Here is a 17,914-nt window from a genome sequence, read left to right as displayed (position 1 = left end):
CTCCAGTGTTATACGCAATGGCGGTGTTGATACAGCAATTTCAATTATTAAGAATAATGGGGGGATGATCACACAGGACGGGGGGACGATCCTGTTTTGCTATATGATGATGTACATCCGGTAGAAGATGAGATTGCTGTTATCCGGTATGCAGATGTCTACATTCACCTCATTGACGAGCGTCACGGAAATGAGATTGAACGAAAAATGGAGATTGCAAAAATTAAAAATGCCAATGTGCCAGGCCGGTTGTTCCCCTATAACATTACTGGAGAGGGAATAGATCTTTCAACAACGGCACGTGTTGTCTGAATGAAAAGTGTCAGAGTTCTTCCCTGCACTGGTGTGCAGCAAGAACCAGATGTTCCAGTTTTTTATATGCGCCTTCGCGGGAATGCATCCGCAGACCACAGTCCGGGTCCAGAAGCATCATTTCAGCACCGAAGATATCAATTCCTTTTGTGATGCGCTTTCTGATCTCTGCTACACTCTCGACTTCCCGGTCCGCTGAGTCCACACACCCGAATCCAATCTTCTTTCCTTTCAGGTCAGACTGGGAGAGAACATCTAAGTTGTCCGGGTTGTTCGCGAATTCAAAGTCCAGAATATCAACCGGAAACTGAAGAATTTCATCGATGCATCCTCTGATATTTCCACAGACGTGCATGCAGGATGGAACTGTCACCTTCTTGGTGATGATGCTCACCGCTTCGCGTGCAACGGTCATGTCCGCAGTCCCAGTGGAAAGAATGGGTTCATCCAGCTGGAGAATGGTGACCCCCGCATCTGCCAGATACCGTGCTTCCTGCGCCAGTGCCAGCGCCAGGTCAGGAATCAGTTCGTTTCTGTCCCGGTATACCGGTGTCTTCAGAGCAAGTCCGTGGGCAAGAGTTGTTGGTCCGGTGAGGATACCTTTCACCGCCGGATGCTGTGAAAGGGCATATTTCACTCCGGGAAGGGTGATTGGTTTTCCAGCCGGATGAATCTGTCCGGTGACATCCTGTCCCTTTACACCCGGCAGGAAGTCCGCAATCAGCGCAATCATATCCCTGCCGACCTGGCCGTCAGAGATGATATCAATCCCTGCGGCAATCTGGTCGGATACTGCAGTCTTGCGGGCGGGTTTTAACGGATCAAGCAGGGCCCCAAGGCCGCCTGACCCGACCGCAGGATAACTCCCGACAACAGTGGTCGGGAGTATCTGTTCAGGCATCATGGGGTTACGCGGTGACGGTCACGTGGGAAGAGGACTGCTTCCCTGATGTTTTGCAGACCAAGCATGGTCATGATGAGCCTGTCCATGCCGAGACCCCAGCCTGCATGCGGAGGCATGCCATATCTGAATGGCTGGAGATAAAATGAAAAACTATCCGGTGAAAGGCCTTTTGCTGCAATCTGGGTGGTAAGCAGGTCATGTTCGTGGATACGCTGTGCCCCGCTGGAGAGTTCCATTCTTGGGTGCATCAGGTCAAATGCCTTGCAGACTGTGGGGTTGTCCTCATAGGGCATGGCATAGTATGGTTTTATTTCTGTGGGCCAGTCGGTGATGAAGTAGTGTTCTCCCATCTCTTCTCCGATAGCCCTTTCAGCAGCGGTCGAGAGATCATCACCGTAGCTGATATCCTCTTCAATGGAGAGTGCTGCAATGTCAATGGCCTCAGCATAGGTGATGCGGGGGAAGGGAGTTTTTAGGACTGCAAGTTCTATCCCGAGAGCCTCCAGTGCGGGCCCGCATGATTCTGCAACAGACGTATATGCCCGCACAACTACCCGTTCCAGAAGGTCCATCATGTCATGGTGGTCTGCAAAGGAGACTTCCACATCAATGGATGTGGCCTCATTGAGGTGCCGGGTTGTATTGTGTTCCTCAGCCCGGAATATCGGGGCGATTTCATATACTTTTTCAAACCCTGCAGCCATCATCATCTGCTTGTAGAGCTGTGGGCTCTGGTTTAAAAATGCCTCTTTTTCAAAATATGCGAGCGGGAAGAGTTCTGTCCCTCCTTCTGTTGCCGCTGCGACGATCTTGGAAGTTGTAATGTTGATAAATTCTTCTTCATAGAGGAGGCTATTGACTGCATGGGTTACTGTGCTTCTGATCTGAAATATTGCAGCAACACGAGGGCGCCTTGCGTCCAGATAGCGGTTATCGAGACGTGTGTCTATTTCCGCAGGAACCTTTTCTGAAACATCCAGCGGCAGCGGACTCTCTGCGCGTGAGATTATTTCAAAGGTTTCGGGAATAAGTTCACGGCCGCCAGGGGCTTTTTCCGTTGCTTTTACGCTACCTGTTACGCGGACAACTGACTCACGTGATGCCTCTTTTGCAGCAGCAATAACTGCTTCCGGTGCCTTCTTTTTGACGATTGTAACCTGAAGGAACCCAGTTCTGTCACGAAGGATATAGAATGCAAGGCCTCCGAGGTCACGGACTTCATTAATCCATCCGATAACAACTGCTCGTTCGGTTTCCGGTGTTACGTCCTTTATAGGTATTCTCATGGCCAAATCTGGTGTACTGTCTGTGCTTAAAGTGTAAGTTATTTTTCTCCCGGTGAGAGCCGGTGACATTCAGCAATACAAAGATTAATCTGCCCTCTATGAAAGAAAAACATGGATAAAATAGATGTTTTCCACAATTCTTGTTGCAACAGATGGTTCACCCGAATCGTTAGAAGCTGTGCATGCCGCAGCAGAGGAAGCACTTCGGCATAATGCATTTTTGCATACGATCTGTGTCACGAACCCGGGAGCAGTGCAGTCAATGTTTGCAGGTCAGCAGGCAGATGTCATTGATGTAAATTATGAACTGATAACTGAATTTCTGGCTGAAGAAGCAAAGAAAGCACTTGAAGATGCAGAGAAAGAGGCAGAAAGTATTGGCATTTCTGTAACGCCACACCCGGTATGGGGGGACCCAAGAGAAGAGATCCTCCGCTGTGCAGAAGAGATTGGTGCAGACTGTATTGTCGTGGGATCAACCGGGAAGACAGGCATCGAAGAACTTCTGCTGGGCAGCGTAAGTTCTGCAGTCGTGACACATGCCCGCACAAATACGATGATTATACGGGTGAAAAGGAAGGAATAATAAAGATGGGTTTTTTCAGGCGATCCGGGCCCACGCTGGAACAATGCATTGAGAGATATGATTATCCGTGTGTTATTCGTCTTTACCTGAAAGGGATGGGCGGCGATGATGCCACAGCGGCCATTGATGCTCTTCTGATTTTTGGCGAGAGAGATCCGCAAGCCGTTGCTGATGTACTTGGTAGTCTGGATGCCCATGATATGATGGATGTGGCACGGGGCATTGTTCAGTCTGGGGGATCAGACCATCTGGCTGTTCTCACACTGGCCGGATATGCCGGAACCGAAGTGGGCAGCGCTCTTGGCCGTGCCGTCATGCACTGTGGTGAGGATGCATTTGATGCTCTTGTGACAAGTACGGGCGATGAAGACCTGAATGTAAGACTGGGGGCTATCCGTCTGCTTGGTTTTATTGGGAAATCAGGAATCCCGGTACTGAAAGATATTTTATATCACGCAGAAGGGGAAGAACAGCGTAGTGCAGCCATGTGCCTGCAGCGTCTTGAATGGATTCCGGAAAATCCTGATGAAAAAGCGTTGTTTTTCTTTTTGTGTGACGACTGGAAGGAGCTTGTCCGGCTAAAAGAACGTGCGTTCCCCCTTCTGTTCTCCCTGGTGAAGAGGGATGACCCGGTTCTCAGAAGGCAGATTCTACAGGCGCTGGGAGAGATTGGTGATAGCCGGGTAGTGTCCGTCATTCTGCCGCATGTGGATGACGGTGACCCGGAAGTCCGTATTGCAGCAGTCTCTGCACTCATGCGCTATGATACACCTGAGACTGAACAGTGCCTGGTGAGTGCTCTGGGTCATGCTGATTCGCAGATTCGTATTGATGCGGCACATGCACTGAAACGAAAAGGATGGACCCCCCGGACACAGGATGAACAGATTCGTTATTCGATCGCCTGCGGGAACTGGGATGCAGTTATGCGGCTTGGTGACAGGGTCATTCCGGATCTCATCCGCATTGTGCGTTCTGGTGATAATGAATGGGCGGGTGCAGTATGTGCCCTGGCAGGACTGGGTCCTGATGCAGCGCAGGAGCTGCAGGTAATTCTGCCGTCACTCCCGGAGTCACAGCAAAGAGAAATTGCCGGTCTCTTCAGGAAATCTGTAATAAAACATCAATTAAGACGTGAAAATATTCAAAAAGAGCATAAAATAGAGGTGAAGAAGCAGGCAGATGAGAAAAAGAAGATTTCAGGGGCAGAAGAGAGCAAAGGGCCATCTGATTCTGAGATCCTGGAAAACCAGAAACAAGTGATTGAAGGATTTAAGTGCCTGAGACTGCAGAAGATGTCAACTGAGCAGATCTATGCAATCATAAACGAGGGAGTGGAGGCCCACAATATCTCCTTTGAGATGTCGGTTGCAGCCCTTTCATCGAAGGATGAAGCGATTCGGGCTGCTGCAATTGATGTGCTCTCCATGAAAGGTGAACGTGCCTATCCATATATCGTGAAAGCTGCCTACGATACCAGTCAGATTGTACGGACAGCGGTTGCAGATGCTGTCGGGTCTATTGCACAGCCATCGATGATGAAGGTGCTCTCGCTTCTTTCAAAGGATTCATCCGTTGATGTGCGTCTTGCCGTAGTCAGGGCCTTTCAGATGATGGATGACAAGCGGGCGTTCCCGCATATCGTACACTTCTTCTCTGACGAAGATGCGATGGTCCGTGATGCTGCCGCACATGCAGCTGCAATGTATGGGCAATCCGGCCTTCCTGTTCTTATCCGGTCGCTTCATGCGCAGGATCCTGAAATCCGCATTACTGCGGCACTGGCACTGGGGGAAATATGTGATGTCCGGTCACTGCCATACCTTCTGCCTCATCTTGATGAACCCGATTGCCGGGTGAGGGAGGCAATACGGGGAGCAATTGTGCAGCATGATTACCGGGCCATTGAGCCACTGCGGACGTTCATTGCACAGGCCGAAGGTGTTGCAAAGGATGCTGCACTTCTTGCGTTAAATGAGATTAATCCGGACACTGCAGGAGAGGATGGTGCAGACAGCCGTATTATCAAAGAAACACGTTCAGCAGAAGACGTCGGCGTGTCAGCTGTTTCCCCAAATCATTCCGATATTACCGCGAAGAGCCCCTCGTCGTCTGTTAATGATATGTCAGAATCAGCAGATGTCGGAGTTCCGGGACAGACACAGGTATCTGGTGGGATACCTGATGAGATATCTCCGGGGACTACCCGTCTGGATTCCCGCACTTGTGAAGAACTGGTGCTTCGCATTGAGGGAGGAGATAAGTCTCTCTCCTCTGCTCTTCTTGATGATTTATATGACGATAAGAGCAGTCTGAAAGCTGACCTCATGTCTGCAATGCGTGGAAGAGATCGGGAGTTTGCGATGCATGCCAGCACCCTCCTTTCAAAGATTGGCTGGTCGCCTGAGGATACTGTGGAAGAAAGACTCTTTCTGCTTGCAACCGGGAAGACAACAGACCTGAAAAAGGAAGGGGCCAGCAGAACACGGATCCTTTCTGCAATGGTGCACACGATGCCATCTCCTGTGCAGAATCTGATTGTGGATGTTTTCTCCGGCAGCGGCGGCAGGAAAGAAATTTCTGGTCCGGAACATACTGAATCCGGGGAGTCTGGTCTGTTTTCGGATGTATCTGCAGAGTCGCCTGCAGATCAGGATAATGATGCAGCCCCCCTCATTCGCGAAACTGCTGCGTCACATGAGGGTGCCGGAAAGTGGAGTCTGCAGAAGATTATCCGGAAAATGGAAAAAGGAAGATAATATGGATGGAAGAAAGGTGGACATACGAACGTCACTGCCGGATTTCACGAAATCCGGGGCAGACGGGGGTAATGACGGGATCGACCTCGAAGGAACCCTTACATTCATTCAGGCCATTATTGACGGATTCCGGGGCATGGCTGATTTCATCCAACATGTAACCGTTGCAATCTCTGACATCGGAAATCAATGATGTCAATCTTTTTTCAGACCTTCTGCGAGTGCCATAATGTCCCATGCAAGTGACTCCCGCCGGCTGCGTGAACCCGTCCGCGTGTCAACATGGAGAGCGCCGTCAAAAACGAGAGGGTCACGCATATCCATAAGATATAGATCGGTGAAACGGTCATAGACCGGGCATTCGGCCACGGTCTCCGGGGTATACACTCTCAGATCAGTTTTCATACTTCGTTCACTGGTAAACGGGACAAATGAGATGACGGGAACCTCCCTGAGCGCTTCAGGGATGCCTGCGCACATCAGTGCAGGCATGACGCCGGTGACCGGCCTCCCGGGACCGATGATCACGATGTCACTGTTCCGGATTGCTTCAACAGATTCTGTGCTCGCATGAGGGATACTGCCTGGCGGAGCATGTACTGCACAGGCATGGGTGTCATCACTATATGTGGTTCTGTAGCGGGCGAGGGGCATCCGCCCGGACGGGGTGGTGACTGACCACCCTCCAATACTGTCGGTGGCCGGGAGAATGTGTGCCATGATTCCATAGGTGTGGTTGATAGCAACTGTCACATCGGTAAGGCGCTCTTCCTGCAGTCTCTGTGCCCGTGATATGTGCAGGGCACGTTCCTGGTCTCCCACCGGCTGTGGTTCTTCTGTGCCAAGGCGTCTGAGGGCACGGTGTGTTGTACAGGTATCGCCCTGTATGCCATGCCATGTTTTGGTATTGAGGACGCCTGCAAAGAGAAATGTCAGGGTATCAAGATCGGGAATGGAACAGCCGCATGGTGATTCCTCTGCATCTGCAGCTGATGTGATGACAGTAATCGCTGAATCATCCATGAACGAACGAAATCCTGCAATGAGACGGGCAGATTTTCTCCCGGCTGATATGAAGGTGATCATACTGCTTCAGACGCCTCCCCCGCGTCAGGTGATGGCAGGTCTGGCAGAAGGGCATATCTGTCATCGAAATCCCCGACGACATAGAGTGAATACGTGCGCAAAAACGTCACAAACGGCACACTTGCCATCAGTCCGCAGAAGGTAACCACTGCAAAAAATGCTGCAATAAGGATTCCCATCAGGGGAATGCCTGTGACTAACAGCAGGGATGAGAGCAGGGCGTCCGGGTCCTGTGGGATAACAGAGCTGAAGAATTCCCCGTCTCCGATATCATCGAAAGAGAGGGAGCCTGATGAAAACTGCATGCCCCCTGCCGCACCTCCGGCAAAGAGGGCAATGAGTGCCAGGCGAAGCCAGATCCCTAAGTCAAACGGAATAAGAATGGATTTCGTCATCGCCACAGCACGGTCAATTTCACGAAATGCGTAGTGTTCCTGTGTCATGAATTTATGTGATCTGCTGCAGTGTCAATTATTTGCTGAATGCTTTCTGCAAGTGCCAGTGCGACTTCTTTGTCTGTCATGAGAGTATCCAGACGAACAGCCCCTTCTATCGCGACAGGGTCACGGATATCCTGTACAAATACATCTGTGAAATCCCGGTAGAGATCATAGGTTGCCTGCCCGTTTGGTGCCATATCCCAGGCCATCATCAGTTCTGCTGCAGGCCCGCTCACAGGGGCATCACCAATAAACGGGCTTATTACTATCACAAACTGATCTTTGAGCGCGTCTTTTACTCCCTCGCATTCAAGAATCGGCGATATACTGGTAACAGGGTTTGATGGTCCGATGATCACTGCATCGGCATCACGGATTGCCTGCAGCACCTGTTTCGTTGCCACAGGTGATTCACTGCATCTCCGGACAACGGCGTCTACAGGCACCGCTCCCCTGTGTTTGACCCAGTATTCCTGGAAGTGCATCTCACTACCATTGCTTTGGATGCAGGTAGTAACTTCAGTGTCACACATCGGGAGAATTGTTGCATCACACTGGAGACGGGATGAGAGGTGCCGGGTTGCGCCAGTGAGTGTCATTCCCGCGCGGAGCATATCTGCCCGTGCAATGTTGACCGCACGATCCCTGTCCCCAAGGGTAACCGGTTCGGGATACCCTATCTTTTCCAGAAATTTACTGGTGATATTGGTGTCATCTTCAATGCCCCACCACCTCTCTGTGTCAAGGAGGTCTGCAAAGAGGTACATCACGGTATCAAGGTCTGGTGAGAGGTGACTGCCGGAGAACCACATGTCCTCTGCTGTGTTTACAATGACAGTCATCTCATGGTCTTCCATGAGTGTCCGGTATCCACGCATCAGTTTCGGGGTACCGGTCCCGCCGGAGAGGAACGTTATCATGTCACACAATAGTTTTATCACTAAATATATGTTGATTCTTAACCTGAGGCAGAGATGAAGACAATAAAAGACCCTGTACATGGCCACGTCCGTGTATCCGATGACCTCCTCCCTCTTCTTGATGCTCCCCAGGTGCAACGTCTCCGCTATGTCCGGCAGCTCGGTTTTTCCCATCTGGTATATCCCGGTGCGAACCATTCACGGTTTGAACATTCTGTGGGGACCATGTATCTGGCAGGCAGCATGGCCCGCGAACTTGGTTTAGATGCCGATGAATGCCTTCTCGCAGAAGCGGCAGGTCTTCTGCATGATATTGGGCACGGGCCGTTTTCGCATGCAACAGAACCGCTCCTTACCGAATTCTGCAAAAGAGGGCATGATGACATTGCACCCCTGCTGACTGAGGATATGGCTCCTGTCCTCTCCAGGACAGGAGTTGACCCGGATGAGATTGCGGCGATGGTGAACGGCACCCACCGGTATGCAGGAATCATTCACGGAGATCTTGATGTTGACCGTATGGATTACCTGATGCGCGATGCGCATTACACCGGAGTGCCGTACGGGACAGTAGATCCTGACCGGCTGATTCACAGCAGTGCAATAAATGATGAATATGGCTTGTATCTTCGGGAAAACGGGATTAATTCTGCAGAATCTCTGCTTCTTGCGAGAACACTCATGCGTCCCTCTGTGTATTATCACCATGTGTCACGGATTGCAGAATCAATGATACTTTTAGCAAGTCTGGCACATGCCACTGCGGTGGGAGGGGAAGCATACCATGAAATGGTGCGGATGAATGATTTCGCCTTTATTGCTGCCCTTCTGTCCTCACCTTCAGAGGAGGCTGTCAGCCTGACACAGCGAATTCTTGACCGTCACCTCTACAAACGTGCAATCTATGTGGGTCAGGACCAGGTCAATGCAGAGGGGTATCGGGAGGGAATCTCAGTTATCCGGTCACGTGAAATTGCAGGAGAGATTGCTGCAGAGGCAGGGGTTGATGAAATCACTGTGCTTGTGGACATCCCTGCCTTTCCATCAGAGATGCGGATGGGTGTCAGGGTCGAGGACCATTATGATCTGAAATCCCTTGAAGAAATATCTCCCCTCCTGACGGCCCTGAATAAAGCCAGGAGAGGGCAGTGGCGTCTGGGAATATATACCATACCCGGTCAGCAGGATGCTGTTGCGAATGCAGCAGGCAGGGTATTATCAATCAAAAAGCCAACTAAGCAGGACAAACTAATACTTTAGGCAGGCAGTTGTTGATATGAAGAAACGATTTGTTGTGGCAGTGACCGGTGCAAGCGGGATGGTGTATGCACGGCGCCTTCTGGAAGTTCTCCAGGATAAAGCAGAAGTGCATCTCATCATCTCAGATATTGCACACGAAATTGCAGAGTACGAAGGTGTGGACTTCTCCGGGTTTGACGTTGTCTATGCAGATAATGCCAATATGTTCGCCGATCTTGCAAGCGGGTCATTCCGGTATGACGGGATGGTGATCATTCCGTGCAGCATGAAGACGCTTGCTGCCATTGCATCCGGATTCTCAGATAATCTCATTACACGAACAGCGGACGTCTGCCTGAAAGAGGGAAGGAAATGTATTCTGATGCCGCGTGAGATGCCCCTTTCGCGGATTCATCTGAAGAATATGCTCTCCCTTGATGAGGCCGGGGCAACCATCATGGTCATCAGCCCGGCATTTTACACGCGGCCGCAGTCTATTGAGGATCTGGTCGATATGGTGGTGGCCCGCGTCCTTGATCATATGAATGTCGACCATGCACTCAGTATACGATGGAGTGGTGAATACTAATGCGAAATTTTATTGAGAGAATGCGGGAGGAAGGCCGGGTTATTGATATTGAAGAACCCTGTTCAACAGTCTTTGAAGCCCCTAAACTGGCCAGTGAGACCGATGACCTGATCTTCTTCCATAAACTGGACGGTGACAGAAGGGGTGTGATGAACGTGACTGCATCGCGTGCGTCACTCTCCTGTGCACTTGGAATTCCTGAACATGATATTGTGCCCCGCCTGGCGGCAACCGGGCAGAATGGTCTGATTACTGATGGGGCCCGCCTGAATATGGGCACACCGGATCTTGGCTCGCTTCCGGTGATGAAACATTTCCCCCTTGATGCAGGGAGATATCTGACGTCAGCGGTCGTCTTCTCACAATATGGCGGCGTTGAAAATGCATCCATTCACCGTATGCAGGTGCTGGATGAGAGAAGGCTTGCGGCCCGGCTGGTGGAAGGGAGGCATACCCACTCTCTTCTCCAGGATGCCCTTGCCGATGGAGAACGCCTGCCTGTTGCAATCACCATCGGGACTCATCCGGCAGTGACCTTTGCTTCATGCACCCGCGTGCCGCAGGGAAAGGAGATGCAGTATGCTGCTGAACTCCTGGGCGGTGAGATTGAACTGAATAGCTGTTCAAACGGTGTGCGTGTGCCGGATGCAGAGATTGTGCTGGAAGGATATATTGGCAGTGAGACCACGGAAGAAGGTCCGTTCGTGGATATCACCGGCACCTATGACCCGGTACGGCAGGGTCCGGTGATTGAAATTACCGGTATGCATATGAAGCCCGGTGCCATCTACCATGGGATTCTTCCGGCCGGTAACGAACACAAAATCCTGATGGGCATGCCCTATGAACCAAAAATCTTCCAGGCGGTTGCAGGGGTGACACGGGTGAAAAATGTAGTGCTGACAACCGGTGGATGCGGGTATCTGCATGGCATTGTTCAGATTAAAAAGAGCACGCAGGGCGATGCAAAGAATGCGATTATGGCGGCCTTCGCTGCTCATACATCCCTGAAACATGTGGTGGTGGTTGACGAGGATATCAACCCGTTCCGGATGGAAGATGTGGAGTATGCCATTGCAACCCGCGTGCGTGCGGACCGTGATGTGATGATCATTGAAGGAGTCCGTGGTTCATCTCTTGACCCCTGCCGTATTGGTGATGGTACCAATGTGAAGATGGGTATTGACGCAACAATGGTCATGGGAGAAGAGGAGAAGTTTATCAGAGCAGAATGGGACTGATATATAATGTACCTTGATTCAGATGATGAAAAGGTTCTTGCGGGAGAATATGGCGAAACCCGCAGGAAGATGATGGAGATTCTCGTTGCCCTTGGGAAGGTGTTCGGGGCAGAGAAATTTGTGCCAATCACCAGTGCACAGGTGGCCGGTGCATCATATAAGACGATAGGAAGATGGGGCCTTGAATGGCTGAGAAGTCTTGATGCACGGGTGGCAGTGCCTGCTGTCCTCAACCCCATCGGGATGCCGCGTGAACGCTGGCAGGAGATGGGCATCTCCTCTGATTTTGCGGAGAAACAGAATGCTGTCCTGGAGGCATACCACCGGCTGGGTGTTAAACTGGAGTGCACCTGTACGCCGTATTATATCAACCGGACGTCCTATGGAGAACACATTGCATGGTCAGAGTCGTCTGCCGTGAGTTATGCGAACTCTGTCATCGGTGCCCGCACAAACCGTGAGGGGGGGCCGTCTGCCCTTGCTGCTGCAATTATCGGAAAAACCCCGTATTATGGCCTGCATCTCTGGGAGAACCGGATGCCACAGGTGGCATTCCGGATTGAAGCGGATGAGACCCTTCATGCCAGTCATTACGGTGCCATCGGATATCTCGCCGGAAAGGAGGCGGGAAACCGTGTGCCGTTCTTTTACGGATTACGGCCAAACCGCGACCAGTTGAAGGCACTTGGCGCTGCAATGGCTGCCAGTGGTGCGGTGGCACTGTATCATGTCGATGGTATCACCCCTGATTCCCGTGTGCTGCAGGAACGCGGTACAGATGTTTCCGCCCTTGAAACGATCACCATCACCGGGGAAGAGATTGAGGCGCTCTTTGAGGAGCGGACCGTTGATGCGGTGGCAATCGGATGTCCGCACTGCTCAGAGGATGAACTGGAGGAGATTGCAGGTCTCCTGAAGGGAAAAAAGGTGACAAAACCACTGTACATCTTTGCTGCAAGAGGTGTGGCACAGGCGCATCCCAATCTTGTGGGGACAATTGAGCGGTCAGGTGCACGGGTATGGGAGGACACCTGTATCGTTGTCTCGCCCGGAATGGATCACTTTGACACGATTATGGTCAATTCAGGCAAGGCGTTTGCGTATGTGCCGAATATGTGTGGTGCGCAGGCAGTTCTCGGTTCTACAGAGGAATGTATTGCCACTGCTCTGGGTGAATAACCCAATATCAATTTTAATATTTTACTATGATCTGTCGGATAATCTGTCGTATATGACTGCAGAGAGGCTGAATGTGAGTGATGATCTGCATATATTGCAACTGCAGAATTCAAAGATTATCATCCAGAAGTAATTGATGCAGAAATCTGAAAATGAAAGACCAAAAACTACATCTACTCTAATTTTGATGCCATAATCACTATGATTTTGAGGTTAAACTGGGACTTTTTATGATTTGATGAATGGCAATTCTTAAATTGTCTTATAAATTTTTCTGACAAAAAATGCAAAAAATGGATCAATATAAATGGCATGATCCTCAGGTGAACAGGCTCAAACGGCAAACGTTGGCTATAAAAACGAATGGATGTCTATATCTGGCTTAACACATTATAAAATAATATATTCCAAGTCATGAGACCGTATTTGCGGGTGTAGATATTATGAAAGTGAGTGTCGGTTACTGGTACAACAAGGGGGTTGCTCTCTGTAATGCCAATATGCATGAGAAAGCCCTGTACTGCTTTGACAAGGCCCTTTCGATGGAAAAAGATAATGATCTTATATGGTTCAGGCAGGGGATTGCACTTTTTTATATAAAAAGACTGCAGGAGGCAGCCTCAAGCTTTGACCATTCGCTTAGGATAAATCCGAATAATGCCGCAGCCTTAAACAATAGGGGCGTAGCCCTTTCTGTTTTGAAAAGATTTGGCGAGGCAGAAGAATGCTTCAAAAAAGCTCTTGATTTAAATCCCGGAAATCCCGGAATTAAGATCAACAAAAATATTTCAAATGGGATGGAGCAAACCGAAAATCAACAGAGTCGGGGAGAAATAAATGAGAATTTCAGTTTATGTTGATGATGAATTCGGCGCAAAAATAGAATCTGCTGCTGAAAAACTTGATATTAAAAAGTCAGAATGGGTCAGGATAGCATGCACAGAGTATCTCAGTGCATCAGATTCAGTGAAAAGTGCGGAAGAAACCGGACCGGATTCCTTTGACAACGAAAATAACGAGATTATCGAAGCTCAGAATAAAGAAATATTACAGTTGAAAAGAGAGGTTGAGGCGCAAAATGGGATTCAGGATGCATACAGCAAACTGATATCTGAAAAGGATCAGCGCATCGATGATATGAAAGAGAGCATTTCAAGAATTGAGGCGATGAGCATTACAACAACAGATCAGATCGCCTCTTCCAAGGATGACAGAATAAATGACCTGAGCCAGATGATAGAGCATCTTCAGGCACAGGCAGCGGCCCACAGCAGGGTACTCCAGTCGTCATTAAAGCCTGCACTTGAGAGTGAAAATGGCAAAGAATCAACACCCGATGGTGATGATGATAATGTTGATATGGTTCAGAAGCCCAGATGGATGTTCTGGAAGTAAATATCATCCCCTTTCTTTTAAATTTTCAAATTGCCCGGATTTTTGAATTTTTTATGTGATATATAAAAATTCTGTCGACAAATACTTTCAAAAAAGATAAAGGTGCAGATTTTTTAATCGTATAGGTTTTTTAAAGCCATATTCCTTCCTTTTATTGCACCCTCATGTCCGGGTTCAATCTCAAGGACTTTGTCAAAGCTCTCTATAGCCTTGTGGTAGTTGCCAACTTTTCCATGTACAACGCCCTGTGAGAATATGGAGGCGGCATTGTCAGGGTTGAGAGCAAAAGCCCTCTCAAAGCATTTTATTGCGGCATCGTAATATCCGTGCTTTGTAAGTGATATCCCCTTTTTGCAGAGATATTCCGGACTGTTTAGCTGTCCCTCTCCCGGCCTCTGCTGCGGCGCCTTCTTATTCGGCTTTTGAATGCTGTACTCTGCAGCAGATGTCAACACAGGTTCTTTAACGGGTGAATCATTTGATTTGACATGAGTCCTCTCTCCGGCAGTCCTGCGCATCCCAGGTATCGCAGGGGCAGATGACTCCCATTCAATAAACGATGTCGCGCTGATCCCGTTTTTAAGCCACACATTGCTGTATTCTGGATCAATATCCAGAGTTTTCAGATAGCACATAAGCGCATCTTCGGGTTTTCCAAGCTTAATTAATGAAAGACCTGTTTTTAGTATCAGATCCGGATCATCAGGCCGCATATCAGAAAGTCTCTTAAATATCGAAATTGCGGTCTCATACTGGCCTGCACGGTAATGTGCCATTCCCTTTGACGTCATTAATTTGTCAGAATCACCGGGAAGAAGGGAAATAAGCATGTCATAATAGAAAATGGTCTCGGAATAAAGGGCGAGATCGGATAGTATTGCAATCAGATCCAGAATGATTGTGGCATTTTCAGGATCGGTTCTTACTGCGGTACGGTATACTACAACTGCCTCATCAAAACGTTTCAATTTTGCAAGGACAGAACCTTTGCCTGCAATAACCTCTGCGTCATTCGGGTTTCTGACAATCAGCGTGCCATAAAGCGGCAGTGCCTCCTCGTAACGGCACATTTCTATCAGTATTCCGAGTTTTCCTCTCACTGCATCCTCTGAACCAGGATTTATGTCCAGAATCTCATTATATGCAGAGAGTGCATCGTCAGGGCGGTTTGTAGTCTCATAAAGGTCTCCGAGAGAGGCCCATGCACCTTCATTGTTGGGTTCAGTTCTTACCAGCCTTCTATAGTCTGCTATCGCTTCATCTGTTCTTCCGGCATTCTTTTCACATTCCGCCTTGTCTGAAAGGATCTTTAAGTCTTTGGGATTGTATGAAAGAGCCAATTCGTAATTCAGGACTGCTTCATCATAATGTCCTTCTTTTTGCTGAATTGTGGCCATTTCACAGAAGATAATGTAATTCTCTGCCCCTGTTTCAAGAATACGTCTGTATTCCTCCAGGGCCTCATCGTTTCTGTTCAAAGCGGCAAGAACACTGGCTTTTTCATGTATTGTATCTGTATCATCAGGAGATAAGGCAAGAGATACCTCAAATGCCTGAAGTGCTTCGTTATACCGGCCGACGACTCTTTGAACAAGACCTTTGGAATACCAAAGTCCTGCATTCCTGGGGTTTTTGGCAACAAGATGCTCATAACATACGAGCGCCTCGGAATGACGATCAAGTTTTACCAGAAGAATCGCTTTTCTGACCCAGCCCTCGGTGAAATCCCCGTTTAGTAAGAGAAGACGGTCATAATCAGAAAGCGCCTCTTCAGTTTTGCCTGACTTCTCATCAAAGAGGGCTTTTTCGTACCACAAACTGTATTCGGACGGATTTGCATTTATCAATATTTCAAGGGTCAATAAGGCCTCATCCGTTCTTCCAATCTCTTTTTGGAGACTGAACTTCTGGAGAAGAGCTTCACTATCATCCAAAGAAAGCGAGAGTATTCTGTCATAGGTTTCAAGGGCATCGTTGTTTCTGTCACAGGCTTTCTGTGCGTCTGCAAGCCTGAACAGATGCTCAGGTTTTAGCTCGGCCAGGCCGTCTGCATTTTCAAATGCAGGCAGAGCCTCCTCAAATCTGCCTGTGTCGCACAGAATAGTTGCACGCATTAATAATGCATCATTATTTTCGGGATTTATATCAAGGACTTGATCATAAACCTCAAGAGCACCGATGGAATTGCCTTCAGAATAGAGTGCTTCGGCCTTTTTAAGTAACAAAGATTCGTTGCCCAGATCCTTTTCATCTTCAGATGAAAACTTATGTATAAATTCGTCTTCATCTGGATACAATTCTTCAGGGACGGGAACCAGACAGGATTCTTCGGTTTCTGAAGACGTAAATGCCGCAATTTCAGAGGATAAATCGTCTTCGGACTCCGGTTTCGATACATCAAATTCGTCGCCGAAAGTGGATAGCTCATCCTCAAATGAGGAATCTAAGGCAGAAAGGTCGGGAACACCAGATTCGACAGATTCCACATCTTCGGACTCCGGTTCAGATACATCTAATTCGTCGCCGAAAGCGGATAGCCCATCCTCAAATGAGGAATCTAATCCAGAAAGGTCGGGAACACCAGATTCGACAGATTCCACATCTTCGGACTCCGGTTCCGATACATCTAATTCGTCGCCAAAAGCGGATAGGTCATCCTCAAATGAAGAATCTAAAGCAGAAAGGTCGGGAACACCAGATTCGACATATTCTGCATCTTCGGACTCCGGTTCCGATACATCTAATTCGTCGCCGAAAGCAGATAGCTCATCCTCAAATGAGGAATCTAATCCAGAAAGGTCGGGAACACCAGATTCGACAGATTCCACATCTTCGGACTCCGGTTCAGATACATCTAATTCATCGTTGAAAGCAGATAGCTCATCCTCAAATGAAGAATCTAAAGCAGAAAGGTCAGGGAAAGATGTCCCGGTAGAAGCAAATTCTTCAGACCCGCTTTCAGACAGACTTTTTTCATCAGAAAGGGAGATCGAATCCAGATTGCTTGTTTCCTGAATGCCGGATTCAACAGATATTTCTGTTGGGATTCCATTTATGAGGGATTCCTGATGATGTCTGTTTTCAGATTCATCTGCATCTTCGTGTGATTTTATCAGGCTTTCAGGATCTGTACCTAAGAAATCCGGTTCTTCCAGAATGAGATAATCTTCTTCTGAAAAAGTATCCTCTTCTGTCTCATTTTCTTCCGCCAGGTCTGCCGCAGGTTTGGAAAAAGCAACAGATTCTGACGCGAATTTGGTGACCGCAGGATTTTTTTCCGCGCCGGATAGTTCTTCATTTATTGCCTCCCCAGGGAATAACACGGCGGAAACTGCAGATCGTTCTGATGGGTGCTCTTCTGAATTATTTTTATCTTCATTAATTCCGGCAGTTTCTTCTGATTCAGAAAGTCCCTCTTCAGCAGATTCGTTATATTTTTCATCAAGGTCTCTTGACCATCTGAGCATCTGCTCTATCTCATTTGCAACCGTATGGATAAGACTGGGATCTTTAGGGATTTTTACGTCCAAAATGCCGTTTTTGGCATCAACAGAAAGGGCCCTGTATTTTCCCAAAAGACCTGTCAAATCGTCTTCTTTTGCGGAGTCGAGATATATTTTATATTCGGCAGGAATAAGATATCCGTCCTCACCTTCAAAATATCTATTTACATATATGTCTGCCATAACATCTCCAGACTATGGTACCAAACAGCTAAATGTTTGAAATTAATCTCTATATTAATTTACAATTGGTATTAATAGTTAAATGATTTGATATGCAGTTTTTCGTTAGGAAATAAAATGTATAATTGTGGGCAAAAATGTGCAGCATATTTCCTGAATCGGCAGAAACATGGAATTAATCAACAAGGGTGTGGTGAACTACCACGCCCTAAAGGGCGTGGCTTCCTGCTTCATTGACAACACTTGCATCACAGAAACGTGATGTAGTGGTATTGCCTCCACAGGCTCAAAG

16 protein-coding genes are annotated in these 17,914 nt (G+C 48.5%); 10 read left to right on the top strand and 6 right to left on the bottom strand.

All coding sequences use genetic code 11. The features are described 5' to 3' along the window. Positions 1-96: 96 nt before the first annotated feature. Positions 97-312: a hypothetical protein gene (locus MKMG_RS07105; RefSeq protein ID WP_165076903.1), complete on the top strand. Its 216-nt coding sequence runs from the start codon at positions 97-99 to the stop codon at positions 310-312. 10 nt (positions 313-322) lie between these two features. On the opposite strand, the gene MKMG_RS07100 is transcribed toward MKMG_RS07105, so the two are convergent. Continuing rightward, entirely contained in the window at positions 323-1,216 is an 894-nt protein-coding gene (locus MKMG_RS07100) for a methionine synthase (protein ID WP_371415200.1), read from the bottom strand. After that, a complete protein-coding gene (gene aspS / locus MKMG_RS07095; protein ID WP_165076901.1) occupies positions 1,213-2,502 on the bottom strand; it encodes an aspartate--tRNA(Asn) ligase in 1,290 nt (429 codons plus the stop codon). The genes MKMG_RS07100 and aspS overlap by 4 nt, the downstream gene beginning before the upstream one ends. Before the next feature lie 124 nt (positions 2,503-2,626). Between aspS and MKMG_RS07090 the strand changes: the two genes are divergently transcribed. From MKMG_RS07090 to MKMG_RS07080, 3 genes are read left to right on the top strand one after another with little or no spacing between them, the layout of a single operon-like run. Then, positions 2,627-3,088, top strand: a complete 462-nt coding sequence (locus MKMG_RS07090) for a universal stress protein (protein WP_165076900.1) — start codon at positions 2,627-2,629, stop codon at positions 3,086-3,088. A gap of 5 nt (positions 3,089-3,093) precedes the next feature. Then, a complete protein-coding gene (locus MKMG_RS07085; protein ID WP_165076898.1) occupies positions 3,094-5,847 on the top strand; it encodes a HEAT repeat domain-containing protein in 2,754 nt (917 codons plus the stop codon). Between the two features lies 1 nt (position 5,848). Further along, positions 5,849-6,040: a hypothetical protein gene (locus tag MKMG_RS07080; protein ID WP_165076896.1), complete on the top strand. Its 192-nt coding sequence runs from the start codon at positions 5,849-5,851 to the stop codon at positions 6,038-6,040. A gap of 2 nt (positions 6,041-6,042) precedes the next feature. Here MKMG_RS07080 and MKMG_RS07075 read toward each other — a convergent pair whose 3' ends face one another. The 3 genes from MKMG_RS07075 to cofD are packed head-to-tail and all read right to left on the bottom strand — an operon-like array spanning position 6,043 to position 8,293. Continuing rightward, positions 6,043-6,933, bottom strand: a complete 891-nt coding sequence (locus tag MKMG_RS07075; RefSeq protein ID WP_165076895.1) for a 2-phospho-L-lactate transferase CofD family protein — start codon at positions 6,931-6,933, stop codon at positions 6,043-6,045. Then, a complete protein-coding gene (locus MKMG_RS07070; RefSeq protein ID WP_165076893.1) occupies positions 6,930-7,376 on the bottom strand; it encodes a hypothetical protein in 447 nt (148 codons plus the stop codon). Before MKMG_RS07070 ends, MKMG_RS07075 begins: the two co-directional genes overlap by 4 nt. After that, positions 7,373-8,293, bottom strand: a complete 921-nt coding sequence (cofD, locus tag MKMG_RS07065; protein WP_165076892.1) for a 2-phospho-L-lactate transferase — start codon at positions 8,291-8,293, stop codon at positions 7,373-7,375. The genes MKMG_RS07070 and cofD overlap by 4 nt, the downstream gene beginning before the upstream one ends. Positions 8,294-8,347: 54 nt before the next feature. Here cofD and MKMG_RS07060 point away from each other — a divergent pair, with 54 nt between their 5' ends. From MKMG_RS07060 to MKMG_RS07035, 6 genes are all read left to right on the top strand, one after another. Next, positions 8,348-9,553 (top strand): HD domain-containing protein, encoded by a 1,206-nt coding sequence (locus MKMG_RS07060; protein ID WP_165076891.1) that lies wholly within the window; start codon positions 8,348-8,350, stop codon positions 9,551-9,553. A 16-nt stretch (positions 9,554-9,569) separates the two neighbouring features. Then, positions 9,570-10,121: a UbiX family flavin prenyltransferase gene (locus MKMG_RS07055; protein WP_165076890.1), complete on the top strand. Its 552-nt coding sequence runs from the start codon at positions 9,570-9,572 to the stop codon at positions 10,119-10,121. Next, positions 10,121-11,362, top strand: coding sequence for a UbiD family decarboxylase (locus MKMG_RS07050; RefSeq protein ID WP_165076889.1), 1,242 nt, complete (start codon positions 10,121-10,123; stop codon positions 11,360-11,362). The genes MKMG_RS07055 and MKMG_RS07050 overlap by 1 nt, the downstream gene beginning before the upstream one ends. 6 nt (positions 11,363-11,368) lie before the next feature. Then, the gene (locus MKMG_RS07045) at positions 11,369-12,541 is read left to right on the top strand and encodes an aconitase X catalytic domain-containing protein (RefSeq protein WP_165076888.1); all 1,173 of its coding nucleotides are present in this window, start codon (positions 11,369-11,371) and stop codon (positions 12,539-12,541) included. A 443-nt stretch (positions 12,542-12,984) separates the two neighbouring features. After that, entirely contained in the window at positions 12,985-13,401 is a 417-nt protein-coding gene (locus MKMG_RS07040; protein WP_165076887.1) for a tetratricopeptide repeat protein, read from the top strand. Further along, a complete protein-coding gene (locus MKMG_RS07035) occupies positions 13,379-13,936 on the top strand; it encodes a hypothetical protein (protein WP_165076886.1) in 558 nt (185 codons plus the stop codon). Before MKMG_RS07040 ends, MKMG_RS07035 begins: the two co-directional genes overlap by 23 nt. Positions 13,937-14,049: 113 nt before the next feature. Here the strand turns inward: MKMG_RS07035 and MKMG_RS07030 are convergent, their stop codons facing one another. Further along, entirely contained in the window at positions 14,050-17,622 is a 3,573-nt protein-coding gene (locus MKMG_RS07030; protein ID WP_165076885.1) for a tetratricopeptide repeat protein, read from the bottom strand. Positions 17,623-17,914: the final 292 nt, after the last annotated feature.

Source organism: Methanogenium sp. MK-MG, assembly GCF_009914725.1.
Classification (GTDB): domain Archaea; phylum Halobacteriota; class Methanomicrobia; order Methanomicrobiales; family Methanomicrobiaceae; genus Methanogenium.
Note: the sequence above shows the minus strand (reverse complement) of the source record. Positions and strands in the feature narration are given on the sequence as shown.